General features: G+C 53.2%; 24 protein-coding genes. 9 read left to right on the top strand and 15 right to left on the bottom strand.

The genetic code is table 11. The features are described from left to right. Positions 1–649: 649 nt before the first annotated feature. The 9 genes from ACN0RL_RS05670 to ACN0RL_RS05710 form a co-directional block, all read right to left on the bottom strand. Entirely contained in the window at positions 650–2,353 is a 1,704-nt protein-coding gene (locus ACN0RL_RS05670; protein ID WP_417514575.1) for a protein adenylyltransferase SelO, read from the bottom strand. A 106-nt stretch (positions 2,354–2,459) separates the two neighbouring features. Then, the gene (locus tag ACN0RL_RS05675) at positions 2,460–3,239 is read right to left on the bottom strand and encodes a hypothetical protein (protein ID WP_417514577.1); all 780 of its coding nucleotides are present in this window, start codon (positions 3,237–3,239) and stop codon (positions 2,460–2,462) included. 44 nt (positions 3,240–3,283) lie between these two features. Next, positions 3,284–4,123 (bottom strand): transporter, encoded by an 840-nt coding sequence (locus ACN0RL_RS05680; protein WP_417514579.1) that lies wholly within the window; start codon positions 4,121–4,123, stop codon positions 3,284–3,286. Between the two features lie 67 nt (positions 4,124–4,190). Further along, complete coding sequence (locus ACN0RL_RS05685; protein ID WP_417514581.1) at positions 4,191–4,670, bottom strand: glycine zipper family protein; 480 nt, start codon at positions 4,668–4,670, stop codon at positions 4,191–4,193. A 24-nt stretch (positions 4,671–4,694) separates the two neighbouring features. Further along, positions 4,695–5,480 (bottom strand): hypothetical protein, encoded by a 786-nt coding sequence (locus ACN0RL_RS05690; protein ID WP_417514583.1) that lies wholly within the window; start codon positions 5,478–5,480, stop codon positions 4,695–4,697. 215 nt (positions 5,481–5,695) lie between these two features. After that, the gene (locus ACN0RL_RS05695; RefSeq protein WP_417514585.1) at positions 5,696–6,307 is read right to left on the bottom strand and encodes a hypothetical protein; all 612 of its coding nucleotides are present in this window, start codon (positions 6,305–6,307) and stop codon (positions 5,696–5,698) included. Positions 6,308–6,347: 40 nt separating this feature from the next. After that, a complete protein-coding gene (locus ACN0RL_RS05700; RefSeq protein ID WP_417514587.1) occupies positions 6,348–6,734 on the bottom strand; it encodes a hypothetical protein in 387 nt (128 codons plus the stop codon). A 1-nt stretch (position 6,735) separates the two neighbouring features. Next, complete coding sequence (locus tag ACN0RL_RS05705; RefSeq protein WP_417514589.1) at positions 6,736–7,212, bottom strand: hypothetical protein; 477 nt, start codon at positions 7,210–7,212, stop codon at positions 6,736–6,738. 17 nt (positions 7,213–7,229) lie between these two features. Then, positions 7,230–8,006, bottom strand: a complete 777-nt coding sequence (locus ACN0RL_RS05710; protein ID WP_417514591.1) for a hypothetical protein — start codon at positions 8,004–8,006, stop codon at positions 7,230–7,232. A 242-nt stretch (positions 8,007–8,248) separates the two neighbouring features. On the opposite strand from ACN0RL_RS05710, the gene ACN0RL_RS05715 reads away from it, so the two are divergent. Continuing rightward, positions 8,249–9,673 carry a DUF1254 domain-containing protein gene (locus ACN0RL_RS05715; protein WP_417514593.1) on the top strand — a complete coding sequence of 475 codons (1,425 nt, stop codon included), beginning with the start codon at positions 8,249–8,251 and terminating at the stop codon, positions 9,671–9,673. Positions 9,674–9,769: 96 nt separating this feature from the next. On the opposite strand, the gene ACN0RL_RS05720 is transcribed toward ACN0RL_RS05715, so the two are convergent. Then, positions 9,770–10,081: a helix-turn-helix domain-containing protein gene (locus ACN0RL_RS05720; protein ID WP_417514595.1), complete on the bottom strand. Its 312-nt coding sequence runs from the start codon at positions 10,079–10,081 to the stop codon at positions 9,770–9,772. 203 nt (positions 10,082–10,284) lie between these two features. Continuing rightward, positions 10,285–11,247 carry a helix-turn-helix domain-containing protein gene (locus ACN0RL_RS05725; protein ID WP_417514597.1) on the bottom strand — a complete coding sequence of 321 codons (963 nt, stop codon included), beginning with the start codon at positions 11,245–11,247 and terminating at the stop codon, positions 10,285–10,287. 223 nt (positions 11,248–11,470) lie between these two features. On the opposite strand from ACN0RL_RS05725, the gene ACN0RL_RS05730 reads away from it, so the two are divergent. The 6 genes from ACN0RL_RS05730 (at position 11,471) to ACN0RL_RS05755 (ending at position 20,094) form a co-directional block, all read left to right on the top strand. Further along, a complete protein-coding gene (locus ACN0RL_RS05730; protein ID WP_417514599.1) occupies positions 11,471–12,961 on the top strand; it encodes a DUF1254 domain-containing protein in 1,491 nt (496 codons plus the stop codon). 27 nt (positions 12,962–12,988) lie between these two features. Further along, the gene (locus ACN0RL_RS05735; RefSeq protein ID WP_417514601.1) at positions 12,989–14,521 is read left to right on the top strand and encodes a DUF1254 domain-containing protein; all 1,533 of its coding nucleotides are present in this window, start codon (positions 12,989–12,991) and stop codon (positions 14,519–14,521) included. After that, positions 14,518–16,011, top strand: coding sequence for a DUF1254 domain-containing protein (locus ACN0RL_RS05740; RefSeq protein ID WP_417514603.1), 1,494 nt, complete (start codon positions 14,518–14,520; stop codon positions 16,009–16,011). The genes ACN0RL_RS05735 and ACN0RL_RS05740 overlap by 4 nt, the downstream gene beginning before the upstream one ends. A 127-nt stretch (positions 16,012–16,138) precedes the next feature. Further along, the gene (locus tag ACN0RL_RS05745; RefSeq protein WP_417514605.1) at positions 16,139–17,029 is read left to right on the top strand and encodes an META domain-containing protein; all 891 of its coding nucleotides are present in this window, start codon (positions 16,139–16,141) and stop codon (positions 17,027–17,029) included. Between the two features lie 170 nt (positions 17,030–17,199). Then, complete coding sequence (locus ACN0RL_RS05750; protein ID WP_417514607.1) at positions 17,200–17,874, top strand: tellurite resistance TerB family protein; 675 nt, start codon at positions 17,200–17,202, stop codon at positions 17,872–17,874. Between the two features lie 117 nt (positions 17,875–17,991). Continuing rightward, the gene (locus ACN0RL_RS05755) at positions 17,992–20,094 is read left to right on the top strand and encodes a molybdopterin-dependent oxidoreductase (protein ID WP_417514609.1); all 2,103 of its coding nucleotides are present in this window, start codon (positions 17,992–17,994) and stop codon (positions 20,092–20,094) included. A 3-nt stretch (positions 20,095–20,097) separates the two neighbouring features. Here ACN0RL_RS05755 and ACN0RL_RS05760 read toward each other — a convergent pair whose 3' ends face one another. The 3 genes from ACN0RL_RS05760 to ACN0RL_RS05770 form a co-directional block, all read right to left on the bottom strand. Beyond that, positions 20,098–20,364 (bottom strand): hypothetical protein, encoded by a 267-nt coding sequence (locus ACN0RL_RS05760; protein WP_417514611.1) that lies wholly within the window; start codon positions 20,362–20,364, stop codon positions 20,098–20,100. A 187-nt stretch (positions 20,365–20,551) separates the two neighbouring features. Beyond that, positions 20,552–21,253: an RES family NAD+ phosphorylase gene (locus ACN0RL_RS05765; protein WP_417514613.1), complete on the bottom strand. Its 702-nt coding sequence runs from the start codon at positions 21,251–21,253 to the stop codon at positions 20,552–20,554. After that, positions 21,253–21,657 (bottom strand): antitoxin Xre-like helix-turn-helix domain-containing protein, encoded by a 405-nt coding sequence (locus ACN0RL_RS05770; protein ID WP_417514615.1) that lies wholly within the window; start codon positions 21,655–21,657, stop codon positions 21,253–21,255. The genes ACN0RL_RS05765 and ACN0RL_RS05770 overlap by 1 nt, the downstream gene beginning before the upstream one ends. 232 nt (positions 21,658–21,889) lie before the next feature. Between ACN0RL_RS05770 and ACN0RL_RS05775 the strand changes: the two genes are divergently transcribed. Then, positions 21,890–23,095, top strand: a complete 1,206-nt coding sequence (locus ACN0RL_RS05775) for an esterase/lipase family protein (protein ID WP_417514617.1) — start codon at positions 21,890–21,892, stop codon at positions 23,093–23,095. Between the two features lie 29 nt (positions 23,096–23,124). Here ACN0RL_RS05775 and ACN0RL_RS05780 read toward each other — a convergent pair whose 3' ends face one another. Beyond that, on the bottom strand, positions 23,125–24,042 hold the full coding sequence (locus ACN0RL_RS05780; protein WP_417514619.1) for a LysR family transcriptional regulator: 918 nt from the start codon (positions 24,040–24,042) through the stop codon (positions 23,125–23,127). 115 nt (positions 24,043–24,157) lie between these two features. Here ACN0RL_RS05780 and ACN0RL_RS05785 point away from each other — a divergent pair, with 115 nt between their 5' ends. Continuing rightward, positions 24,158–25,621, top strand: coding sequence for an NAD-dependent succinate-semialdehyde dehydrogenase (locus ACN0RL_RS05785; protein WP_417514621.1), 1,464 nt, complete (start codon positions 24,158–24,160; stop codon positions 25,619–25,621). The last annotated feature ends 27 nt before the right edge of the window (positions 25,622–25,648 follow it).

Consider the following 25,648-nt stretch of genomic DNA (forward strand, 5'->3'; position numbering starts at 1 on the left):
ATAGGTTGTGGCAATCGCCGGAGGTTTGAACTGTAGTCAAACTCCTACCTTGTCCCTTTGGCCCCTACTTGAGGGCTATCCAAATGGTAGTTCGTCCTGATGTGTACGTCAGGTCTTACTTCCGGACGGTGCGAGGCGTACTGCAACACGTATGCGCGCACCTTCGCAGTAGACCCCGACGCTAATCGTTGAAGCGAATAACTGGCGGTCAGCACTGAACAAAGGCCGCCAGCCTGTACCCAGGGACAACAGAAAGGAGACCTCCTTGTCCAAATCAAAGAAGCACCGTAGTGCAGTAACTGGGTTATACGTCACTGAAGAGTATGCCCGCAAACATCCACGTACAACGGTGTCTGAATCAACAGGCAAGCCAAAGAAACCGAAGAAGTAACAAGCAACAGTGACACACGGACGTGTCGCCTCCCTCCAGAATTCTGACTTCTCTTCGACTCTTTCTGTGGAACCGGCGATATCGGGACTACAGCCATTAGCTTTCCGGCACCTGCTTTACACATGACAAGGTTGATGTTATAAAATACTAAAAATTAAATAAACTCAGAAACATAGAGCATACACCTAAACACAAAATCTCATCTTATTTTGAATTATTGGGTAAAAATCTCTTGTTCAATTTGAATGTCCGAAATACCTAGTTTGAAACCTTTCCGATAAGCCCCTGTTTTCTCGTAATAGCGAGTCTCACGTATCTTTGAAATCTACACGACGAGCAACTATAATGCGACGCTCCACCAACCTCAAAAAACTCCAACGGCTTCAGCCTGTAATATTTCTCTTCCACGTCATTCGATTGCTCAGCGTATGGCTGCGTCATAACCTCCTGCAGCTCTCGAATTAACGCGTAATCCCCCGCAGCTGCTTGCTGATAAGCAGGCACAACCAACCACTCCCGCAAACTGTATTTTGGATTCACGAGATTCATCTGGCGAGACAGCGCCTCACGAGACTGAGGTTGAGTGGCCGATTTCCATTTTGTAAGCCACTCAGACCACCGCTTGTCCAACCCCAACGGATCCGATCCATCCTTTGAGTTCTTGTAGAAGCTCTTTTTAAGCGGGCCAATATCGTCAGGTACCGTTGAGAGCTCGCGAAAGAAAATGGTGTAATCCACAGGTGTTTGCACCATGAGCGTTGCGAGCTCGCTGAACAGCGCGGGGTTAAAAGCATCTAGCCCAAGTTTTGCAGCCCACATGCTTTCCAGTTGCGCTTGCATCACCTTTGGAAACTCGCGTCGAATCTCATCGAGTTTTCGCAGACAGTCCTGATGTTCCTTCAGCAATGGCTGCAACGCCGAGCAAAACATGTGGAAATTGCGTTCGGCTGCTACAGGCTGGTTCAGAAACGAGTAGTGGTGTCCCCCACCCGTCCATGGCTGGTAATGCGGATCAAACACTTCACAAAATCCGAACGGACCGTAATCGAGTGTGAAGCCCCCGGCCGCACAGTTGTCGCTGTTGAAGTTGCCCTGGCAGTAGCCGACACGAATCCAGTTCGCCACAAGCGATGTGAGCCGGCTGCGAAACTCCCGCGCAAGCAACACCACTTTTTCGGCAGTTGTCAGCGCCTGGTCGATCACTTTTCCGTACTCACGATCGATCAGGTGCAGCACAATCTTCTCGAGCTCCTCCATCGCTTTTGGGTGTTCATTCTTTCGGGCTCGGCGAGCAAAGAGTTCAAGTTGACCGACCCGAAGGAAAGACGGTGCGACCCGCGTCGAGATCGCGACTGGTTCCGCGACAAGTATGTCCGGATCTCTCGAATGTGAGCCCTCCGAATACCATGGCCGCCTGACCTTCTCCGTTTTCGAAACGTACAGACTCAAAGACCGCGACGTTGGCACCCCGAGCGCGTGCATGTGCTCCTGTGCCAGAAACTCCCGGGCACTCGACCGAAGAACAGCCCGCCCATCGCCGCCCCGGCAGTATGGCGTTCGACCGCTGCCTTTTAGCTGCATTTCCCAGCGTCGATCGTTAATGGCAGCCTCAAACACCGAAATTGCTCGCCCGTCGCCGTATCCGTTGCCGGTCTGGAATGGGCACTGCTGAGTATATTCGGTACCGTAAATGGAAAGTGCGTAACCACACGCCCAACCGACCTTGCGCATTGGCTCTGGAACGCTCGCAAGATCGCCGGAGAACACACGGATAAAGTCAGTCGACTGCGCCAGGTTGTCGGCAAAGCCCAGTTCGCGAAACAGGTCTTTGCTGTGCGCGACGTACTCAGGGTTTTCGATTGGCGTGGGACTAACGGGCACATAGTGGCCCGTGAAGACCTGGCGCGGATCGTGGTCGAGCCCGTCTGCTCTCGCATCAGGGTCGCATTGGAGGGAATCCATCAGTGAATAATCTGCACACTTTGCAAGATCGTCGAGTGTTGCGTGAACTAGGAGCCGTTTGCTGTCATGTCCCATGTAATTCCCTGGTTTTTCTCATTTCAATAGATCATTGGCGATCCATAATCGCTTGCAAATCCACCATCGCATCCTGATTTACAGTGATGAATCCGCTTTGCGGCCGATCAAGATCAACCACCAGTGTGATAAGCACCGCGAATGCAATCGTTAATGGCATAACTGCAACAATCCTTCGCTTGCCGTAGAAGCCTAGCTGCAACCCCAATATGGCAATAGAGAGAAGCGTAATGATCAGCAACCCTGCCCAAACGCTGCCAGGAATCTGACTGTTTACCGCAGTGATCTTTCGTCGTTCCCCGAGGTTGATCACATCGATTATGGACTGCGCCACTGTGCCCATAATACCGTCCCGAGTGAGCGGTGCAATCTCGACGGCCTGCTCCCAAAGCGATTGGTAAATTTCAATAGACTTTGAAATCGCGCTCTCCAGGTCGCGATCGTGTACAACCTGAACTCGTACCTCAACGTAATTACGAAGCAGGCGTTTGATTTCAACGTTGTGCGGCGCGGCAACCAGATCCGCAAGCAGGTAAGCGCTGTGAATCGCAGCCGCTTCGGAAACAACGTTCTGTTTACGGGCTTGATACTGCTCTATTGCTATGGAAAACGTTAACGCGAGGATAAAAGCCAGCATGCTGAGCAGCCCGGCCACCATAGAACCAATTGAGCTTGGAGCCTCCTTGTCACGCAACGTGCGTCGATGGTACCGGCCGAGCAGAAAACCGACTTCGCATGCAATATATATCAACACTGCCATTCCCAGAAAGAGAACTGGCATTTGAGATGTCGCTACTAATCCCGCGATCATTGACCGCTTCCTTTGATTTAAGAGTGGCCGGGCCTAAGCTTTCATTACTTCTTAGGAAACAGGAGCGTAAACGTGAAACGCAGTCCCCATTCGGGACCATTGTCCGGGGCATCAAGGTAATAGCGGGCGCCGCCCTGAAAGCTTACCAATTGCTCACCAAGTTTGGTCACTTTGCTGTAGGCAACATTCAGCGGAACGGTCCACTGCTCGGCCTCCCAGTTATAGGTAGACTCGAGGGCGACATTTACAGTGCGGCCGCTGCCAAGACCCTTTGCAAGGAACGGCTGCAAATAGGTGGCGTTAACGTCCTCACGGTCGCTCTCCCCGGCAAAGGACCAGAGGTGATTAGCCAGTGCTCCGTATGTCCAACCGGCGGTCGTTTGTTTGAGTGCAACGATAGTGGGACCAGCACCCCATTTTTCTGTCCCAAGCAGGTCATCGGTTGCGGTGGGAATAAGAAAAGCCGGTCCGGCGCCCCATGTCCAGCCGCTTGCCGTCAAAGCCTTTGGCGAGAAAAACAGGCTCTGCGTTACATCGCCAAGGCCAGACTGGTCGCCAGCACCGGGAAAGATCTCATCCTGATAAACGAGCGGGACGATCGTGCGCGAGATCATATTCCAGTCTTCACCGATCGAAACGGGTATCACTGGCTGAACATTGAGGGTGTATTTGTAGCCGTCATCCTGGGTGCCGATGCCGTCGTCATAATTGAGCTGCATGGGTACGCTGGTCAGGCTGGCAATGGGATTTGCAAGTTGCTTGGCCAGCTCGTCGGCAGACCCTTGCGCATAGGCAGCAGAGCAACTTATGCCGAGCGGTATCGCCAAAACAGCCAGCGAGCAAGCTTGCCGTACGAGAACATTCTTTTTTAATTCAGAGCGCATGCTTTTAATCTCCGCCCGCAAGGGTATCTCCGACTCAACGAAGGTGTGCAAAGGTTTTTTCTTCTATTCACTTAACAGTGTAGCCACGACCTTCAAGACAGGCAGCATAGGCACGATTAAAGTCGTCCTTCTTGGCAGTGGATTGAGCTACCAGCTGCTGCTCCTCCTGTTGATGTTCCGCCTCTGCCTCCCGATTGGCACGGCGCTGCCTGAGCCCACCAACAACGGCGCCTGCCACGGCACCGCGCCTCGCTGCTTCCGAGCTATCGCCCGCGATGGCACCGAAAGCGGCACCACCAGCCGCGCCATGCACTGCCCCACCCGCTTGCTGCTCGGGCTCAGAAAGAGCCACGCTGCCAGTCGCCGGATTAGCCGGATCGTAACCAGTATTTGTTTTGGCCCAGTTAGAACAGTCAAGCTTGTCCTTTGCCTGTTGGTCAGACGACTGCCCTTTATCGGGATAGATGAATAACTCCTGTGCCAGCGCCTGGTGCGTGGCACCGAGTAACAGTACTGAGAGCAAGCATGATGTACTTAACCTGTTCATTTCACAGCCCCTTATGTCGTTATGTTAGAACCTGATCCCCAGGCCCAGATAGGGCCCACTTGCTGTCATGTCCCAGGTCGTTCCGTCGTCTTTGTAATCCCAATAAAGCTGGCGATACCCCGCCTTGGCACTGAAATCACGGGTAAAATCCCAGTTTGCACCAACCATAAATTGATAAGTCAGATCAGAGCCGCCACCTCCGACATCCGCATAGCCCAGCAAGGACCACTGCTCGTTAAGCGGGTGCAGTGCACGCACACCGACCACCGCATCAGTCCAGCTATCCGAATCGCTGGCGCTTTTGGCACCACCGGGGAAAACAATGCCTGGAGTCGTCGAAAGCGCAACTCTGGCGTCAGTATCGAGTTTTGTAATTCGCAGCGCACCGACCATATCGATAGCCGTGGTGTTGTCCAGAACCCGGTAAGCAAATGATCCCTGGTAGACATACAGCTTGCTTGTCAGGTTTAACGCGCCATCGGTAGTCACCTGACCGAAAGGCCCGCTTACACTTTTAGAGCCCTCATCAGACAACTTCATGTAAACCCCTTCCAGACCAAAGGTCCAAGGTCCTTTTCTGGCTGTAAAAAACCCCATAAAACCTGAATTGAGGTCATCCAGGATGTCACTGAAAGAGGCATCCACATCACTGGTGACGCCCCGCACACCAACCTTTCCGTCCATAGCGGCTGCGAACACATAAGGCGTGGCTTCGAATTGCCAACTATCACTCTCGGCCGAAAAGGCTGCCTGATTCGCGCTGCAGCCCAGCAGAACCAGCGGAATGGCGAATAGTTTCTTAATGTGCATGGGTTGATCTCCAGCCGGCTGATGAGTTGATAACACCACGGACAGCCAGCGCATGGAACTGTCCCTTGGGGTATTAAATGATCGACGGAGGGGCGTAAGTGCCCTACCCTCCAGGACAACCTGTCTTCTCGATAAAGCCACAGATAACAGGGTCGCAAATAAGGAAGTTAACCGGAGAATATGCTGTTAAAAAAACACGCCTGTACTTTATTTGGTCAATCGCGGGCGGACGACGACGTATGCTCTACGCTAATTGCAAGCGATTCCTCATACAGGGCATCCACCTGATCACCAACACGAATATTGGACAGATCGATATCTTCCTCCACCGCCAATGTGACCGTGTGCTCCGCGCCCTCAAACGTAACTGTTCGTAGTTCTGAATCGATAGCGCGTACTACACCCCGGGCATGGATCGTCGAACGCAGCGTTCCGCCCGGCATTTCGCCAAGTTTGGCACGATCCAGAGTCACGGCATCAACCCGCGCGCGCATGTCGATATCAGCATCAGCCGGGCTGAGCGCAAGCGCAACGCCAATGCTGTAGGCCACAACGACCCTGTCACCTGCCCGAACCTGCGGCAGATTGCGGGCCTCCTCACCCACCTTCAGGCGAACGAGCTCGTCATCTTCAGTGCGCAGTACCAAGACACGGTTGCCCCAATCAACTGCCACAACAATGGCTGTCACCATAACGCTCTCACCCATCGCCACGGCCGGCATTTCAAGCCCGGAATCAGCACCAACTGCCGGTTCATTCGCAAGAACAGGACCTGTGAGCATCAGACACAGCAAAACTGCACCCCAATTTGCTCCTGAAATGTTCATTATTGCTCTCCCTTAAAGTTTAGAGTTTTGTAAATACAATCTATTCCTCTATTTTTGCGACCACTGCAGCCCATTCTTCATTTGTCATTTGATCACGAATGGCGAATCGGTGATCGAGCGCAAGGGATTGAGCGGCCTCCCAGTCGGCGTTCATCAAATCAAGTTGCGCCTGCATGCTGGCAGCCCCTGAGTCATGATCTTCGTATAATTTGCTCAAAACCTTGCCGGATTTGGCGAACACCTTGTCAAACTGCTTCAATTCACTTTGAAGTGCTTTCACCTCATGAAGTACTGCTTCAGCTCGATCCGGATTTGTTATTACCTGCTGAGCAAAGCTCTCGAAACTCTTGAGCATGTCGTGGGTCAGGATGGCACCGGATGCGTTAGGACCACCAAGAAAAAAAGCAACGAGTAATGCTACGAGCATCTCATTGGTCTCCTGCTGTGAGGCTCATGGTTCGTGGGTTAAGCTTCTTCAGCTCAAACTTTGCCAGTGTTTCCCACTCTTTTGCGGTAACCGTTGACTTCATCTTAGTCATCAGTGCCAGGAACTCGGTTTGAGCGGCACGGCGCTCCCCGTTGTAGTCTTGAATGAGGTTGTCCAACTCCTCGCGTTCGGTTGCATAATCCAGAGTCATAGCCTTGAGTTTTTCAGAGTATTGGTGCACCGAAGTTGCGTGTTGACTGATCAACTGGTCCCGTTCTGCTGATAAAGCCGCGAATTCTTTAGCCCTCGCCGGATCATCAATTTCACTGGCAATCAGATTCTGGAATTCGGCATGTATTTCCGCCTGCTGCGCTTTTACCTCGTCGGGACTCACGTCCTTGGATATGCTTGCGCAGCCGATCACGACTGACATCGCGATACTGATGACAGATAAACAAAAAATATGGTTAGGTTTCATTTGGTTTTCTTCGGCCTCTAGAAATCGAATTTAAGATAGGCCAACGCACCTTCGTACTGCCAACTCATGTCACCATCGAATCTGTTTTTTGAGACACTAACGTCGAGTTCTACAGCATTGACGCCAACGCCAATCGCGATGTTTTTCGTCACACTGAAATCGAGTCCGGCGAAGACGTCGTAAAGAGATCCCTCGTAGTCTCCATAATCAACAGCAAAAATTTCGCCGCTGCCTCGAAGTGCCCAGCGCTTAGCAAACCGGTATTCTCCGCGCAGGCCAATAACGGGTAAGGGTGCGGTAAGGTCATTCGATTCCACACTACCGCCACCCGATGTGGATAACTTCGCACCCAGGTCTGCTACGTAAACGCCAAGAGTCACGCCGAGAAAGCTGCGATCGCGCTTCAGAAACATCCAGGTGTATGCAGCCTTATAGATCGTCAGGTCGAGATCGGTTTTTACCGTGCTGCTGATAGGGTATGTTGTGTCCTCCCAGACTATTTCCCTTTCAATCTGTTTCGAGGATGAGCGGGACAGGTCGAATGCGCTAAAGTCGAAACGATGTTTTTCTGCGAATCGCCAGTAACCGTCCACACGGAAAACCGTATCCGACCTCTTGAGCCCAAGGTCGTCCTCCAAATCTATGTCCGTTCCCCGGCCAGAGTCCCCGTCGACTCTCGTCCGGCTTTCACGATCCGTAAAAAAGGCGCCGATGCTTATACTGAATGTCGGGTCTTCCTGTGCGATCGCAGTGCTCGTGATCATTAGCAACATAAAAAGCCACGTGGCTCGCATGTTATCCCCTCCCCTGATTTTCTTTCTTCAGTATTCCCCTCAATGCGCCCGCTCGCTATCAAGAAAACGCATGGCGCTATTTCCAGCACATATCCTTTCTACCACCACTGCCCTGTGCCCACTGTGTCTTGCGCATAACTGATAGCGCCATAGAGACGCACAGGTGATGCTAATCAAGAGGTTTTAGACAAGTCGCCGGCTCGCACACGCAACAAAATAGAGATCAATCAGGAGCAATTGCTGTGAAAACATCCCTTCACACCACCTTCAAACTCACCATCGCAAGCGTGTTTGCGCTAGCCATGCTGCCGGCCGGGGCTGCTAGCGCTGCTGAACCCGCTGTAACGCCAGCCGAAGCCCGCGCCATCGCCAAGGACGCATACGTCTACGGTTTCCCGATCGTCGACAACTACCGCGTCTCGTACGCTTACTACACCGACAAGAGCGACCCGAACTTCAAGGCACCCTGGAACCAGATTGCCAACATCGCGCGTGTCTTTACTCCGGACGATACGGCCGTGCAGACGCCGAACTCCGACACACCCTATTCCTGGATTGGTATGGATCTGCGTGCCGAGCCGATCGTGCTGACCGTGCCGGCGATGGAAAAGGAACGCTATTTCAGCGTCCAGTTGACCGACGCCTATACCCAAAACTTCGACTACATCAGCAGCGGAGCAACAGGGAACGATGGCGGTGTGTTTGTCGTGGCCGGCCCGAACTGGAAAGGCGAGAAGCCCGAAGGAGTGGACAAGGTCTTCCACTCCGAAACAGAACTGGGTGTAGCGGTCTATCGGACGCAGTTGTTCAATCCGGGCGATATCGACAACGTGAAGAAGATACAGGCGGGCTACAAGGTCGAGACGCTGTCATCATTTCTGGGGCAACCGGCCCCAGCTGCGTTACCGGCTATTGATTTTCTCAAGCCTCTGACGCCTGAGGCACAGAAAACGTCGCTGGAGTTCTTCAAAATTCTCAACTTTGCTCTGGGTTATGCGCCGACTGTTCCATCCGAAGTCGAATTGATGGAACGATTTTCCAAGATTGGCGTCGGCCCCGGACAGACATTCGATGTGGCGTCCCTGTCGCCCGGGATGAAAACCGCAATCGAGAACGGCATGGCAGACGCTTGGGCCGAATTTGGCCAGTTCCGAAAGGAAAAAGTCGACACCGGCGAAGCGACATCCGGAGATTTTTTCGGAACCCGCGAATTTCTGAAGAACAACTATCTCTACCGCATGGCCGGTGCTGCTCTTGGCATCTACGGCAACTCGAAGCAGGAAGCGATGTATCCGGTTCTTGCGGTTGATTCCAAAGGGGAAAAATTGAACGGTTCGAACCGTTACACCCTGCATTTCCCGGCGGGCGATCTTCCCCCGGTGAATGCGTTCTGGTCAACAACCATGTACGAATTGCCAGCAAGCCTACTCGTCGCCAATCCGATCGACCGTTATCTCTTGAATTCAACGATGATGCCGCAATTCGTCCAGGACGCCGACGGTGGCATCACCCTCTACTTCCAGAACGAGAATCCCGGTAAAGACAAAGAAGCGAACTGGTTGCCGGCTCCCAAAGGTCCATTCTGGGTCATCATGCGGCTCTACTGGCCGAAGGAATCTGCACTGGATGGTTCGTGGGTCCCGCCAATGCTGGTCAGAGCGGAGTGAAACGGATCGGGTAATGCGCCCCGTGCATTTCGCCTGCGCAGATTGAGCACCAATCTGCGCAGTGTTTAAACACCAACAAGGACTTCTATCAGTTGATTACTGCCTTTCCGGTATCCGGTCGGCTTGTGGGTGCTGGTGCAAGGTAGCAGATGGTGATTCGCCAAGCAGGCGCTTGTAGTCGAGCGAAAATTGCCCCATGTGGGCGAAGCCACATTCACGCGCGATGCTCGCAACCGTGGTGGTAGAGGGGTCGGCATGCTGCAACAGCCTACGGGCTTTCCTCAAACGTTCCCGTTTTACGAAAGCCATGGGTGTAATACCGTAGGTGTGCAAAAAAAGATAACCGAGCGTTCGCTTGCTAACACCAGACACTTCAGAAAGGTGGCCGAGTTGAATTCTTTCTTTCATGTGTTGCGCAATGAAGGCGAGCGCTTCCTCGAGCCCCCTGTGATTATTCGATCTCTTACATTGCATGGACTTATTAATGAGACCACTCCTGGATGCCAGGTTGCGTAAGAGTTGATTCTAGTGCGGTGAGTAATAGCTTCGCTATCGCGAATCCGCACGGGTATCGATTGGCGAGAAGGAACTGGCAAGCAGGCTTACTGTAACTATGTGGTCGCTCGCACAAGCGTGTCGCTTGGGCATTCACCGAATGCATTCTTGTATTGGGTGGTAAACAAACTCATGTGGTTGAAGCCGAGCCCGAAGGCCTCATTGGTGACAGTTGTTCGGCCTCCTGACGCCTTGAGGTTCTTGCGCACCTGGTGCAGCCGCATCAGGCGAAAGTAGCGTGAAGGGCTTGTTCCGAAGGCCTCTGCGAAGGCATATTCCAGGTATCGGCGGCTGGCGTGCATGGCGACACACAATTCGTCGATACTGACTGGTTCTGTGATCCTCTCCCGCATATAACATTCGGCACGCTTCGCGATAATGAAATGCCCCCTGGCCTGAGACATGACTTTCGCTGGAGCAATGTCGATAGAGCTCAGGGCGGCGCCCAGCGCATTGCGGAGATCGGTAACCAACCAATCGGCTGCCAGAGTATCCAGCGGAATTTCAGCGGGCTGTACAATGTTTTCGATGGCTTGCCACAGGTCTTTTAACCTTTCCGGATCGGGCCTGATGGATGTACAGGGGACGATCTGTGTCAGGTTCGTGCGCGAAGTGGTTCGTTCGATTGACTCGATCCACTCGGGGAGCACGACCAGAGAGACCCATCCATAGATTGTCGAAGCGTAACCGCTGATTTCCTGACCAGGCTGGCAGAACAGTAATTTCGAATCGTCAACGGGATTGCCACTCCAGTTTGCCTGAGCACCTTTGGTGAAAGCTCCAATGCTGAATCGACTCGGATCGAGCTCACCCATCACACGAATAGGCAGGTTGATGGTACCGAGATCGATTGAAAGGTCACCCAGTGAAATCTGCTCAAGCGCAATATCGAGATTTCCGGGTTTTAGTTGGACGAACTCCAGGTTGGCACCGCTAACGGCATCATTAATCTCGTCCAGATCGTGATATCGAACTCGCGGTTGATATTGAATCCCCGAAAGACCACACACTTCACTCATGAGACGCTCCCTGCGATTTTTTGATAGGCACCAAGAATCATAGGCCAAACATCACTTCACCGCTAGAAATCCATCAACAAGCATTCAGCCAAACGTCGCTTTCGAGACGACTGCCTGAACCCGGCTTCGTCTTGCGCATAATTGATAGCGCCATAGGAGCGAACGGGTAATGCTATGAAATATGAAGCTCCCTTTTCGCCTGGAAAATAAAGGATAAAAAGCTATGAAATGCAGAGCGACTGTGAAGTCGGTAAGAGAACTTACCTCAAAATTGTTGGTGATGATTGCCTTCATCGGTTTCGCAGCCGGTGCTCAGGCTGCCTCGAAGACCGAGAATAAACCGGAAACGATCGCCGAGAAGGCTTATACCTATGGCCTCCAACAGGCAATTTTTTACGGCCAGCGATGGATCTATACCCAGAACGATGCAGCAAGCAATGATATCTACTCGGGGCTGAACCGGTTCTTCTGGGTTCGGAAGCAGATCACCCCGGATTTCCCCGTTGTGACACCGAACGCAACAACACTCTACGGGTCCGGCTTCCTGGATTTGCGTGACGGGCCGGTCGTTATTGAGGTCCCGGAAATCACCGACCGCTATTTCAGCGTTCAGATCATGGACCAGTATGGAATCTTCCGGATGATCGTTGGGTCGCCCTTTAATGGCACCAAGGCCCGCAGCTACATTCTGCTTCCACCGGACTTTTCGGGAACGGTGCCGGCTGACTTCCCGACAACAGACATCGTTCAATGGCCTGCGAAAACTGCCTACGGCGTCGTCCGTATGGCCGTTGAGACGGGGTCGGATGCCGAAATAAAGACCATTAATGCTTACCAGGACCAAATAACCATGACGCCTCTGGCGGACTGGCTGTCGAATGGTCACAAAGGCGTGGCCCAGGCAGACCGAGCCATTGTGCCAGGCGATTTTGCCGTCCCTGCCGGATTGCCGGAGTATGCAGTGGGTCAAGTAGACAAGCAGACCGCAGAACAGTACTACACCCTGCTCAACGTTATCCTGAATGATCCGACCGTGCCGGTGATTGAAGATTCGCTCCTCGAAACCGAGATGCTTGCCCAGCTCAAGACAATCGGTATTGGTAAGGGGATGACATTCGATTGGTCAAAACTGTCGGCAGAGCAGAAAACAGCGCTTGAGACTGGATTCAAAGCGGGTTTTGAGAGTGTGCGCAAAACGTTGAAAACAAACCTCATCAACATGAACGGCTGGGGCATCGTGCGCAATGATGGTGGTTTTGAAACCAGATGGATGGACAGGGCCGTCATCGCCGATGCGGCCTGGGCGGCACCAGACAAGAACATTTCCCACGGCGGAGCCTTCCTGTTCACCGACGCGAGTGGCAAGCCACTGACCGGCGACAACAAATACACGCTGACCTTCGACATGAATGATCTGCCACCGGTGACCGAGTTCTGGTCGATCCCGATTTACGACGCCAACGGCTATTTCGTTGCCAACGAGATCAACCGCTACACCGTGAACAGCTTCATGCTGGAGGCCGGCGACCTCGTGGCGAAAGACGGTAAGCTGGTGATCTACGTGCAGAACGAGAAACCCACGGATCCGGCTCAGGCAAAAAACTGGCTCCCGGCTCCGGCCAAAGGATTCAGGTTCACAGCGCGATTCTATGGGCCTTACGCCCCGCTGACGAACGGCACATACAACATGCCCAAAGTCGAGAAGACTCTTTAAGCTCTCAATATTGACAAGGAAAGAACAATGAAAAAGCCAGCGATCGCATCGGTTCTCGCAACCGCACTGATATTTAACGTCGGCACGGCACAGGCAGACAGCGCCAGGGAAATGGCAAAAACCAAAGCGGCGTCGATGCCTGACAAGGTACAGACGGTCGCTGGCGAACTAAAGTTCTTCGATGGCGTACCGATCGGCGACACCAATGATCTGGTCTACGACTATCTGAACCGTGCACGTGCGCTGGGTGTGTACCTGGATAATGTAGGTGCTGTATCCATCTACGCCGTACTGCTTGGCATGGCCCAGCAGGGGGCCGATGCGCCCAACAAGATTGCTCTCTGGGAGCAGTTAATGGATTCAAGAACACCGGTCATAACGTCGAACACATCGACGATGTATGCCTATGCCCCTACTGATCTCGCAAATGACGGACCAACTGTTATTGAGGTTCCACCTGGCATGCTTGGCTTTCTGAACGATGCCTGGCAGCGTTACGTCGGTGACATCGGCGCTGCCGGGCCCGACAAGGGCAAGGGTGGCAAGTACCTCGTACTGCCTCCTGGTTACACGGGCGAGATACCGGACGGCTACTATCTACTCAAGCCATCCACCAACAAGAACTTCCTGTTCCTGCGCGGCTCGATCAAAGATGGCCTTAAAGCTGCAGCCGACAACTTCAAAGCCGGACTGAAAATTTATCCTTTGAAGAACAAGGACAACCCGGAACCGACGCAGTTCGTGAACATGTCCGGGCGCTCATTCAGCACCATCTTCCCGAGCACGCTGGAATACTATGAAATATTGAACACTATCGTTCAGGCAGAGCCGGTCGACGCTATCGGGCCGGAAGTGCGCGGTAATATGGCCGCCATCGGAATCGTCAAAGGCAAGCCGTTCAATCCTGATGAGCGGATGAAGAAACTGCTTACCGAGGCCGCAACGCTGGGCAACGCGGCAGGGCGCTCCATTACCTATGATCCGCGGATCGATGGTGTGTATATCTATCCGGATTCCGATAGCAACTGGGTTATGGGATATGCAAACAAGAATACGTCTTTCGAGGCAAACGGCGTGATGGACCTCGATGCGCGTGTTCTGTTCTATTACAACGCCGGGGGCGTAACGCCAGCGATGGCGCTTACCCGCGCAGGTGCAGGCTCTGATTACGCACTCGCCATGCTCGACAGCGATGACAAGCCGTTCGATGGCGCCAGGACCTACAAGTTGCATCTACCACCGAACGTTCCCGTGAACAACTTCTGGGCAGTCACCTTGTACGACACACAAACGCGTACCCAGTTACAAACCGGCCAGTTGTTCCCGACAGTGGGCAGCCAGGACAGCGGCATCAAGAAGAACCCCGACGGATCGTACGACGTCTATTTTGCACCGAAAGTACCTGAAGGGCGCGAAGGCAACTGGCTGCAAACCGTTCCGGAAAAGAGCTGGTTTGCCATTCTGCGCATGTACGGACCAATGGAGCCCTGGATCAACAAGTCCTGGCGTCCCGGTGATATTGAGTTGGTAGAGAGCAACTCCAAAGGGGTAACGAAATGATCACCCGAATTATCGCAACAACAATTGTTATGGCAGTCGCTAGCCTTCCTGCGTCAGCCGAGGTGTCGAAGGCTGAGCTGGAGTCCATCTCCATTCCAGACACACTCGAGACGCCTATTGGCACGTTGGAATTCTTCGATGGCGTCCCCACCGACGCCACCATCGACAGAGTGTATGACAACCTTGATCGCATGCGGGCAGTCGAGGCGTACCTCGACAATCAAGGTGCCGCTTCGCTGTTTGCAATGCGCAAAGGCAATGCAGCCATCGGCGCGACGTCAAACAAAGTCAGCATCACCGAGCAACTGCTCAAGCCGGAATCCCTGTACCTGACCGGTAATACCTCCACTTTGTATGCGTTGACCTATCTCGACCTGAAAGTCGACGGTGCGCTGGTGGTCGAATTGCCACCAGGCATGCTCGGCTTTCTGGACGACGCCTGGTTTCGCTATATCGAAAACATGGGGTTGCCCGGTCCGGACAAAGGAAAAGGCGGTAAGTATCTGCTCTTGCCTCCGGGCTACGACGGTGAGGTGCCTGAGGGTTATTTCGTCGTCAAGATGCCCACTTACCATAACCTGATGTTCTTGCGCGGCTCCATCGCCAAAGGTCTGGCGCCAGCTGTCAAAAATATCAAATCCCAACTCAAGATTTATCCCCTGTCCAAGGTCGACAATCCGCCTGCTACAGAGTTCGTCAATTTCTCCGGCACAAGCTACAACACGGTCGTGACCCGAGATCTGGGTTTTTATGAAGGTCTGAACCAGGTTGTGCAGGAAGAGCCGATCGATGCCATCGGGCCCGAGGTGCGCGGCACTCTGGCTGCCATCGGTATCGTCAAGGGCCAACCGTTCGAGCCCGATGCGCGCATGCAGAAGCTACTGGCTGAGGCCGCTGACATAGGCGCCGCCACCGCACGTGCCATCACCTACCAGCCTCGTATCGATGGGGTGGAAATCTATCCCGATACTCACAGCGCCTGGACCATGGGTTACGCGAACAAAAACACCTCGTTCACGGCTGATGGCGCCATGAACCCCGATGCACGGGTATTGTTCTATTTTAACGCCACCGGCGTCACTCCGGCCATGGCGATGACACGAGCGGGCGCTGGTTCCGATTACGGCATTGCCTATCTGGATGCCAACAAGAAGGCGTTTGACGGCTCCAAAAGCTACAAACTGCACCTGCCGCCAAACGTGCCGGTGAACAATTTCTGGGCCGTCACCATCTACGATACCCAGACACGTTCACTGCTGCAGACGTCTCAACCGTTCCCGACGCTCGGCAGTCAGGACAGTAGCTTTGAAAAGAATGCGGATGGTTCCTACGATCTCTATTTCGGGCCAAAGGCGCCAAAAGGAAAAGAAGGCAACTGGCTGCAGACCCTGCCAGGAAAAAGCTGGTTCGCGATCCTGCGGATGTACGGCCCACTTGAGCCCTGGATTAACAAGACCTGGCGTCCGAGCGAGATCGAGTTGGTTCAATAACAGCGCTGCTGTGGCGCCGGGTGTCACGCCTGCATAGGCATTGGTGGGGGCGTTGGATGCTTGCCCCCACCCAACATCTAGTGTGTACATGTCAATGACTATGAAATCTCTCCTCCTTGTACTCGGAATGACAGCAGCCACGGTTGCAGGCTGCTTTGCTTTTAATACCGGCATAGACAGCGAGAAGCAGACCACCTCTTCGGTGCATGCCAAGGATGCTGAATACGTCATCGACGGGCAGCGCGTAAAGCTACATGATGGCGTCGCTGAGACGGCATCAGCTCCGGGCTCCGCATCGAAGATCACCACTCGCTACTTCGGCAATGAAGTCACGACTGATCTGGATGGTGATGGCCGTGATGATATTGTTTTTCTACTCACTCAAGAATCAGGCGGCTCAGGCGTTTTCTTCTACGTCGTTGCTGCGCTTTATACTGCAGAAGGATATGTTGGCTCACACGCCTATCCGCTTGGCGATCGTATCGCGCCGCAGACGACTGAACTCAGTCCCAATCCACGCCACCAGAATGTTATCGTCGTGAACTATGCTGATCGCGCGCCAGGCGAACCAATGTCAGCGCAGCCGTCGATGGGTAAAAGTGTTTTGCTTAAGCTTGATCCCGATACTCTTCAATTTGGGGTGGTGGAACGTGACTTTGAAGGCGAGGCCGATCCATCTCGAATGTCTCTTACCATGAAGGAATGGATCTGGATTGCTGCACTTTACAGCGACGGGCGCCAGATCGAACCCCGCCAACCTGACATATTCACCCTCTCTTTTACTGAAGACGGACGTTTTTCAGCGACGACTGACTGTAATCAAATCAGTGGTGGTTATGAAGCTGTTGGCCAATCAATTTCGTTCGAGAAAATTGCCACGACCAGTATGTTTTGTGAAGGGTCACAGGAGGCCGAATTTATTGTGCTTCTTGGGGATATTCAGCTCTATCGTTTTACCTCCCGTGGCGAATTGATCTTCGATCTCAAGTTCGATAGCGGAACTGCCGTGTTCCGGTAAAACTTCGTTGATGTGTGCATCACTGATCGGACGATGACAACGAAAAATGCACGCGCTAATTCCCGCTGGCCCTGAACTACTGTCGCCTGTTGCTGTCATATTCTGCGAACTCTATATGACCGAGCAGAAACCTAACGGGCAGGCAGCCCTCACGGACCAGGAGTGATTTGATGAATGCCATGAAGATTCTCCAGCAGTTGATGAGCCAGTCCGGCGGAGCCCGCACCGATAGTGGCGGCGGTGGAACCGGAGGCATTGACGTTAAAAGCCTTCTGGGCGGCGGCGCGCTCGGGCTGATGCTGGGCTCCAAAAGAGGCCGCAAAATGGGCGGCACAGCGCTCAAGTATGGCGCCGTAGCGGGCGTTGGCGCTCTGGCGTGGAAGGCCTACCAGAACTACCAGTCACAATCGCCTGCACAGGCCGGAACTCAAATGGCCAACAACACCCGGGAAGGCCAGCCGCTGGAACAACTCCAGGGCCGCGAGCAGGAGCAGCGGGGGCTGGAAATTCTCCAGGCTATGATCATGGCGGCCCGGGCCGACGGCCACATCGACAGCAACGAGCGCACCCTGCTTACCCAGAAAATCGAAAGTCTGGGCCCGGACGATGAGCTCCACGCCTGGATTCAGTCCCAGTTTGATGCACCTCTGGATGCGCAGGCTCTAGCCAATCAATCAGATTCTCCGCAGGCAAGCCGAGAGATCTATGTAGTGAGCGCAGCAATGATTGATGAACAAAATCCTATGGAGCGCGCCTGGCTGGACCAACTCGCCAACGCCCTGAAGCTGGAAGCCCCACTCGCCGCCGAACTGGAACGGCAGGTACTGAACGCAAACCGTCAGTAACGTTATTTTTGGCGGAATCGGCCAGATATATGTGAATTATGACCGTCTGATTTTTTTGTCGTTTATGCCACACTTGGGATTCAAATAACGACAATATTCACGACAGAGTCTTTTTCTATGAGCGAAGCCGAGACCCACTATCGTACCTGTAATATCTGCGAAGCCATGTGCGGCTTGGAAATCAAACATAAGGACGGAGAGATTCTGTCGATCAAGGGTGACCACGACGATCCGTTCAGTCGTGGTCATATTTGCCCTAAAGCAGTTGCACTCCAGGATTTTTACAAGGACAAAGACCGCCTGAGAAAACCCGTCAGACGCACTCCAGATGGCTGGCAGGAAATCAGCTGGGATGAGGCCTTCTCGGAAATAGCCACTCGCTTCCGCGATATCCAGCAGGCAAATGGCATGGATTCGGTCGGCGTGTATCTTGGCAATCCCAACGCCCACAATTTCGGCAACGCCATCATGCTGCCGCGCTTTTTCAAGGCTCTGGGTACCAACAATCGGTACAGCTCCGCATCCGCCGACCAGCTGCCCCATCATGTGGCCTCCAATTACATGCTTGGGGCCGGCATGCTCATTCCCATTCCCGACATCGATCATACAGATTTCATGTTGATTATCGGAGCCAACCCTATTGTATCCAACGGCAGCCTGATGACGGCACCGGGCGTTGGTAAGCGCCTGAAGGCGATTCAGCAACGGGGCGGAAAGGTGGTGGTAGTGGATCCCCGGCGCACCGAGACCGCCAAAAAAGCCGATCAGCACCTGTTCATCCGGCCCGAAACAGACGCTCTTTTCATGCTTGCCCTCGCGCACACGCTGTTTGACGAACAACGGATTGATCTTGGCCATCTGGAATCCAGGATTCACGGGCTGGAAAGCCTCGCAGAGGCAGTAAAGCCTTATGCACCGGAAAACGTAGCCGGTACCTGCGGTATGGATGCCGCTACCATTCGGGAGCTTGCACGCGATATGGCTGCAGCAAACAGCGCAGTCTGCTATAGCCGGATGGGTGCCTCCACTCAGTCTTTTGGTGGTCTTTGCCAGTGGCTGAACAACGTGCTGAATATTCTGACCGGAAATTTCGATAGCCGGGGCGGAGCCATGTTCCCTCAGCCCGCGCTGGATCTGGTGCGGGATAAAAAAGGCAAACCCGGTTCCTACGGCCGCTATGAGTCCCGCGTAAGAAAGCTGCCTTACTTTAACAATGAATTCCCGGTTGCGACCCTGGCCGATGAGATTCTGACGCCCGGCGAAGGTCAGATTCGAGCCATGATTACCATCGCTGGTAATCCCGTCCTTTCCGCGCCCGGAGGTGTACGTCTGGAAGAGGCTTTCGATAACCTGGAATTCATGGTTTCAGTTGACATCTACCTGAACGAAACCACACGTCATGCGGACATCATTCTGCCGGCTACAACCGGCCTGGAAGTTCCCCATTTCGACGTTTTCTTCAATTCGTTTGCCGTGCGGAATACAGCCAGGTTCTCTGAGCCCATGTTCGAGAAATCGCCCGACCAGAAACATGACTGGGAAATTCTTCGCGATCTCGGCCTGCATCTGACCGGGCGGGACGACGACGGGGTGACGCCGGAGATGATGCTGGATGCCGGCCTGAAGCACGGCACCTATGGTGCGAAGGGAATGAGCCTGAGCAAGCTCAAAGACAGTCCACACGGTGTGGATCTCGGGCCACTGCAGCCTTGCCTGGAGCAACGAATCCAGACCGACGACGGCCTGATACGCATTGCACCGCAACTGTATCTGGATGATCTCAAACGCCTGAACGAATCCGGAATATTGAACCCTGAACAGGATTGCGACTACCCGTTTTCCATGATCAGCCGCCGTCTGCCCCGCAGTCACAACACCTGGACCCAGAATTCCCACCGGCTGGTCAAAGGTAAAAATCCATGCACAGTTCAGATGAATACTGCTGATGCTAAAAAGTTGGGTATTTCCGACGGTCAAATCGCGCTGATCGTTTCATCCACCGGTAAAATTCAACTGCCTGTGGAGATCGACGACGATATATTTGAGGGGGTAATCAGCGTCCCGCAGGGATGGGGACACAATCGGGCCAACACCGCTATGACTGTTGCAGAATCACAGCCAGGGGTCAGCATGAATGATATAACCGACTCACAGCGCATTGACGTTCTGACCGGTAATGCAGCGTTTAATGGCACACGGGTAGCGGTGAGGATTGCTTAGTTTTCACAACTCGAGATTTCTGGTCAGAACCTCTGCGGATTTGATAATTCGTTTGGTACGGTAAAGGTCAGGGTGTTTTTCGTTGTCAGCGTACCCTACTGGCTCTCCGGCACCCGTATTTACAAACCAGGAGTTTTCTGGTGTACGATCGCCAAGCAATTTCTTGAATTCAGCCGGTTTGATACCCAGTGCTTTAGCCGCTGCATTGTATGTGCAACGCGTTCTTGCGTTGTTAAGAAAGTCACGGATGAGGATAACTTTTTCTTGCATTAAAGGTTAATTCCCAGAAAGTTAACTCGAAGCTATGCATTACTCATAACCAGTTCCAACAAGCTCTGGGTTTTTGCTTTCAAGACTGAAAAGTGTATGGGTTTTGACACCAACGTCAATACGAAGCTGCCGCAGAACGCATGATCAGAGGCCAATCCGGAAACTTTCTGATTTCGTTGAGGGGCGCTCAGCGCCCGTTCAGGGAGTGCGCCTCCCCTATTTCCGCCCAGTGAGTAATACGTCGTTTATCCCCGTCCCAGAAGTACTTTAAATGTGCCCCTTGCACCGGAATGGAGACAGCTTTTGGTTTAAATGCGGCGATACATTCGCTGCCCGGGTGCCGGACACTTTTATACAAAAATCCATTTGATCCTTTGCTGCGCCAACGGCTGGCAAACTTCTGGCTCAAGGCATAATCATCCGGATCCGGATGATGCAGGTCTGCAAACTCTGGCCCCCGTATGTCGTGCATCTCCAATGCAACCTTACCAACGTAAGCTCTCATGGTGAGCGCTATAGAATCTTCATTAGCCGCTGCCATCTCTCGCTCTTTATGAAAAACGGTCTCCCGGATCGCTGCTTCGAGAGTGTTGGCCGCGTAATAGGCGCCAAAATGCCTGTCCGCGAAGCGGCTTCCAAAGCCAAGGTGCGTGAACGACGCCATCACCGGCGTACTGCCAGGGCCGCTGATACGGTCGTCAGGTTGTACCAGCTCTATATCCCCTGCCTGATCACGCAGCCGGGGATTTGTCATGCCCTCAATTTCAAAGGCCAGCTCAAATTCGTCCGGCTCATAGATGCGCTCGAAAAGGTCTATGGGCGGATAATGGCTCGGGATGATTCGGTAGGTATCCCACCCCGGGAGGTGAAGTGGAGGGGTGGAGAACATTACCACCCCCGTTTGGCATCGAAATACTGGCGGGTCAACATAAGATTCATCATCGAGCCTTGCGTCATGAAATCCATTGCAGACTTACCGCCAAACGGCACTTCAGACGTTTTCAGGCGGATCCTTCGATTCGCTCGTTCATGAGTCGGGTACAGGAGCTGAAGAGCCTTGTATATACCCAGCACGTAGCTGATGCGCTCCATTGTGTCATTGGAGAGTTTGGTCGGATTAAGCTTTGCGTAGTTATAGAGTGTTGTCCGGGATGGACCGCCAAGAAGTTTGCTGCGCTCCTCAGCATTACACCCCCACTCTTCCGTTACCCGAAAGAATCCCTTTAGCGCTACGCGCCCTTTCTCTGCTTCGCGATCACCTGCCGCGCTTTTACGCTCAACTACAGCTGTCATGGTGCCCACCTCACTGAACTCTGTTCATATTTGAACAATATACCAATAATTGTATTTTTTTGAAAGTATTGAATTTGCGCTTTGGTTCTTGTCATCCACGCTGGAAAAGTGGCATTTATGCCGAGCTGCCGCCAATTATCGTAAAACGGGCCATTTGCGTGCGTCAGGATTTACCGGATAGTTTTCTATCCTATGATGAGAACGTTCTGAATGACTTCTGGAGCACAGTAAAATGGTATCAATCAAATCGATACATGGTTCAGCTCAATTGCTCCTGGATGTTACCAGTGGCGTTACTCAGATTGTCGAAAGAACCCATCGCACTGTTGCGAGGGAAGTGAACCCGCTGAATCGACTGCGTGACGTGGCAGGAGTACCTCCAGAGGAGAAGCAACAAGGCAGGACTTACCAGATAATTCAGTCGACCACCTCGTTGCTGCAACAGGGGGTGCATTGGTCTCTTGATAAGTTCTCGGCACAAGAAGATATCCTGAACTCATCAAACAGTGTGAAGGTTGCAGCAGCTCTGAACGGCATATGCGGCGATCATCTGGAAGCCACCAACAATCCTCTGGCGATTTCCATGCATTTTCGAAATCGCAACGGAGAGAAGGTGCGGCCAGGCTCAGGGAATGCCTGTGCCGAGATTCCGGATGCCAGCTCAAAAATCGTGGTATTGGTTCACGGTTTGTGTCTCTCCCATGAGTATTGGCAAGGACACAATGAAGGGAATCTGGGTACGGAGTTGCATCGGGAGCATGGCTTCACGCCGCTGTACCTGAACTACAATACGGGAAGGCATATTTCCAGCAATGGCAGGGAGTTGAGCCAACTTCTTCACAATTTAGTTGAATTGTGGCCGGTTAAGGTCGAGGAGCTTACCCTGATTGGCCACAGCATGGGAGGGCTCGTTATTCGTAGCGCCTGCTGGTACAGCAGCAAACTCGGCCTGCCCTGGGCAAAGCTTTTGAAGAATGCGCTTTACCTGGGGTCGCCTCATCATGGTTCAGCCGTCGCCAAAGCCGGAAACATGTTGACCTTCGTTATGAAGAAATTCCGCTACGCCAGCCCTTTTGCTGTTGGCCAACATACCAGCGCAGGCATCAAGGACCTGCGACACGGCAACTTACTGGACGAGGACTGGGATGGCGTCGATCAGGACGACTTCCATCCGGACTATCGCCAGCCGGTTCCACTGCTAGCAGGCACACGACATTTTTTTATAGCCGCAGCCATTGGTAAGAACGTATCGGGCTTTACCAGCATGATGGTCGGCGATCTCCTGGTTCGGCTGGATAGCGCCAAAGGACATCACTCTGATGATTTAAAGAGGCTCTCCATACGCCCCGAAAACTGTCGCGTGTTCGAAAATCTTAATCACCTGGACTTACTCGACAACAAGGTGGTGCACGATCAGATACTGGCCTGGCTGGCCTGACTGGCAGAACCCGGGCAATAACATCCATCTCACGTAACTGTCCAATGCTCAAGAAAAAGTTCCCGCGCTCGCTTGGCTCTGCCATAGGTGCGGGTAATGGTGCAGATTTCCAGGGAATATTTTTTTATTTCAGGCACCAGAGCGCGCAGGCCCCCTTCATCTACATAGCGTTGAACGTAGGCGTCTGGCATGAATCCGATGTATGCGCCGGACAAAATCATCGCGAGTCGCGCTTCGTAGAAATAGGAAATCGCCGCCTTGTTCATATCCGCCAGCTGGGCACCGACTTCCGGACTGGTGTGGATGCCCGCGTGAACCACCTTGCTGGAAAGGATCTGATCCAGCAGCCGGGGCGATGGATCTGCATTGTAAAGCGGGTGTGTGCGACTGCAGTAAAGGTGGCAGTCATCTACATACAGAGGGCGGTAATCCAGCCCGGAAAGCTGACGATGCTGCGGGATAAGTCCAATATCTGCTTCATCGTTCAGAACCATTCGTTCGATATCGCTCAGCGACCTGACATCCAATAACACATTGACATCGGGCGCGGCTTTGGAGAATCGGGCTATGGCCTCCGAGAGCCCGGATTGCGGGTCCATGCAGATGGTATCGCTGGCAATAATACGCAGTTCACCGGTGAGACTTACATGCAGGGCATTCACACCTGAGCGAAAACCTTCAAGAGCCGAAAGCAGTGTCTTCATCAGTTCGTAAACATCAGCCCCTTCTTCTGTAAGCGAGAACCCACTTCGGCCGCGAAAACAGAGCTTAAGGTTCAGACGTTCTTCCAGGTTTGCGATGTGAGTACTGATTGTTGAACGGCCAATATTCAGCTCACCTTCCGCTGCCGAAAATCCACCGCTCTCTACCACTGCCTCAAACACTTTGAGCAGGCGAATCTCATAATCGCCCACCTGCCCCAGCCTGATCTTCAGATCTTTCTTCATTGTTTGATAGCTCTCAACGTGTGCGCCTGATCAATCACATTTATCACACAAACACCCGGCCTTACCATCACGCAACTGTATGAGTCCCATTTTTCTGCATGTTTTGGAGCACTGTATGACGTTAGAACTGAACCAACCCGACCTGTTCCGTGATCGCGCTTTTATAGATGGACAGTGGGTTCAGGCCAATAAATTACGTTCGTTTCCCGTTTTCAATCCCAGCACCGGCGCTACACTTGGCTCCGTTCCGGATCTGGGAGCAGACGAAACCCGCACCGCGATCGACGCAGCAGAAAAAGCACTTAAACCCTGGCAAGCCCTTACAGCCAAAGAGCGCTCCATTATTCTGCGCAACTGGTTCAACCTTATCCTTGCGCATCAGGATGATCTTGCCACCCTTATGACCAGTGAGCAGGGAAAACCTTTTGCCGAAGCCAAGGGTGAAGTAGCCTACGGGGCGTCCTTTGTTGAGTGGTTTGCAGAAGAAGCAAAGCGTATTTACGGCGACGTTATCCCCGCCCACGGCCCGGACAAGCGGCTGGTAACCATCAAGCAGCCCATAGGTGTGGTGGCGGCGATCACGCCCTGGAACTTCCCTATTGCCATGATCACCCGGAAAGTTGCCCCAGCATTGGCAGCGGGCTGCACCGTAGTCATCAAGCCGGGTGAAGATACCCCATTGTGCGCGCTGGCGTTGGCAGAACTGAGCCGCCAGGCCGGTATTCCAGCGGGCGTTCTGAACGTTGTGACTACGCTTCAGGCTCCGGAAGTTGGCCGCACACTGTGTGAAGATTCCCGTGTGCGCAAGCTCTCCTTCACGGGCTCTACACCGGTCGGCAAATTGCTGATGCGCCAGTGTGCGGATACGGTAAAGAAAGTCTCGTTAGAGCTGGGCGGCAACGCGCCATTTATTGTTTTTGATGACGCCGACCTGGACGCAGCCGTCGCAGGGTTAATGGCCTCCAAGTTCCGCAATGCAGGCCAGACTTGCGTGTGTACCAACCGCATTCTGGTTCAGGATGGCGTTCACGATCTGTTTATCGAAAAGCTCAACGCTGCCGTGCAGAACCTCACCGTAGGCGATGGTTTCGGTGAAGCCGTTACCATTGGCCCTCTGATCAACGATAAAGCCGTCAGCAAAGTACACGGGTTGGTCGACGATGCGCTTGCCAAGGGTGCGACGATCACCCAGCAGAATACCGCCATCCCCGACAACCCGAACTTCTTTCCTCCCACCGTGCTGACTGGCGTGACCACAAGCATGTCTATCGCAACGGAAGAGATTTTTGGCCCCGTCGCGACCGTGTTCCGGTTCAGCGATGAATCAGAAGCCGTAGCGCTGGCAAACGATACGCCCTTTGGCCTTGCCGCTTATTTCTACAGCCGCGACATCGGTCGGGTCTGGCGTGTGGCCGAAGCTCTTGAGTACGGCATGGTCGGAATCAACGAAGGCATTATTTCCACAGAAGTCGCGCCTTTTGGCGGCATCAAGGAATCAGGCATTGGCCGTGAAGGCTCGCGTTACGGCATCGATGACTTTGTTGAAATCAAATACCTGTGCATGGGCGGCATCCGCTGAACCGCCACACAAAATATGGAGAACGAG

Origin of the sequence: Marinobacter sp., assembly GCF_048259445.1 — a bacterium.
Taxonomy (GTDB): Bacteria; Pseudomonadota; Gammaproteobacteria; order Pseudomonadales; family Oleiphilaceae; genus Marinobacter.

Coding starts and splice junctions, on each gene's coding strand:
- ACN0RL_RS05680 (WP_417514579.1), bottom strand. CDS start 4,123: ATGCGCTCTGAATTAAAAAAGAATGTTCTCGTACGGCAAGCTTGCTCG.
- ACN0RL_RS05745 (WP_417514605.1), top strand. CDS start 16,139: ATGACAGCAGCCACGGTTGCAGGCTGCTTTGCTTTTAATACCGGCATA.
- ACN0RL_RS05780 (WP_417514619.1), bottom strand. CDS start 24,042: ATGAAGAAAGATCTGAAGATCAGGCTGGGGCAGGTGGGCGATTATGAG.
- ACN0RL_RS05705 (WP_417514589.1), bottom strand. CDS start 7,212: ATGAAACCTAACCATATTTTTTGTTTATCTGTCATCAGTATCGCGATG.
- ACN0RL_RS05690 (WP_417514583.1), bottom strand. CDS start 5,480: ATGCACATTAAGAAACTATTCGCCATTCCGCTGGTTCTGCTGGGCTGC.
- ACN0RL_RS05700 (WP_417514587.1), bottom strand. CDS start 6,734: ATGCTCGTAGCATTACTCGTTGCTTTTTTTCTTGGTGGTCCTAACGCA.
- ACN0RL_RS05785 (WP_417514621.1), top strand. CDS start 24,158: ATGACGTTAGAACTGAACCAACCCGACCTGTTCCGTGATCGCGCTTTT.
- ACN0RL_RS05755 (WP_417514609.1), top strand. CDS start 17,992: ATGAGCGAAGCCGAGACCCACTATCGTACCTGTAATATCTGCGAAGCC.
- ACN0RL_RS05775 (WP_417514617.1), top strand. CDS start 21,890: ATGGTATCAATCAAATCGATACATGGTTCAGCTCAATTGCTCCTGGAT.
- ACN0RL_RS05730 (WP_417514599.1), top strand. CDS start 11,471: ATGAAATGCAGAGCGACTGTGAAGTCGGTAAGAGAACTTACCTCAAAA.
- ACN0RL_RS05685 (WP_417514581.1), bottom strand. CDS start 4,670: ATGAACAGGTTAAGTACATCATGCTTGCTCTCAGTACTGTTACTCGGT.
- ACN0RL_RS05770 (WP_417514615.1), bottom strand. CDS start 21,657: ATGACAGCTGTAGTTGAGCGTAAAAGCGCGGCAGGTGATCGCGAAGCA.
- ACN0RL_RS05750 (WP_417514607.1), top strand. CDS start 17,200: ATGAATGCCATGAAGATTCTCCAGCAGTTGATGAGCCAGTCCGGCGGA.
- ACN0RL_RS05725 (WP_417514597.1), bottom strand. CDS start 11,247: ATGAGTGAAGTGTGTGGTCTTTCGGGGATTCAATATCAACCGCGAGTT.
- ACN0RL_RS05695 (WP_417514585.1), bottom strand. CDS start 6,307: ATGAACATTTCAGGAGCAAATTGGGGTGCAGTTTTGCTGTGTCTGATG.
- ACN0RL_RS05735 (WP_417514601.1), top strand. CDS start 12,989: ATGAAAAAGCCAGCGATCGCATCGGTTCTCGCAACCGCACTGATATTT.
- ACN0RL_RS05670 (WP_417514575.1), bottom strand. CDS start 2,353: ATGGATTCCCTCCAATGCGACCCTGATGCGAGAGCAGACGGGCTCGAC.
- ACN0RL_RS05675 (WP_417514577.1), bottom strand. CDS start 3,239: ATGATCGCGGGATTAGTAGCGACATCTCAAATGCCAGTTCTCTTTCTG.
- ACN0RL_RS05720 (WP_417514595.1), bottom strand. CDS start 10,081: ATGAAAGAAAGAATTCAACTCGGCCACCTTTCTGAAGTGTCTGGTGTT.
- ACN0RL_RS05740 (WP_417514603.1), top strand. CDS start 14,518: ATGATCACCCGAATTATCGCAACAACAATTGTTATGGCAGTCGCTAGC.
- ACN0RL_RS05760 (WP_417514611.1), bottom strand. CDS start 20,364: ATGCAAGAAAAAGTTATCCTCATCCGTGACTTTCTTAACAACGCAAGA.
- ACN0RL_RS05710 (WP_417514591.1), bottom strand. CDS start 8,006: ATGCGAGCCACGTGGCTTTTTATGTTGCTAATGATCACGAGCACTGCG.
- ACN0RL_RS05765 (WP_417514613.1), bottom strand. CDS start 21,253: ATGTTCTCCACCCCTCCACTTCACCTCCCGGGGTGGGATACCTACCGA.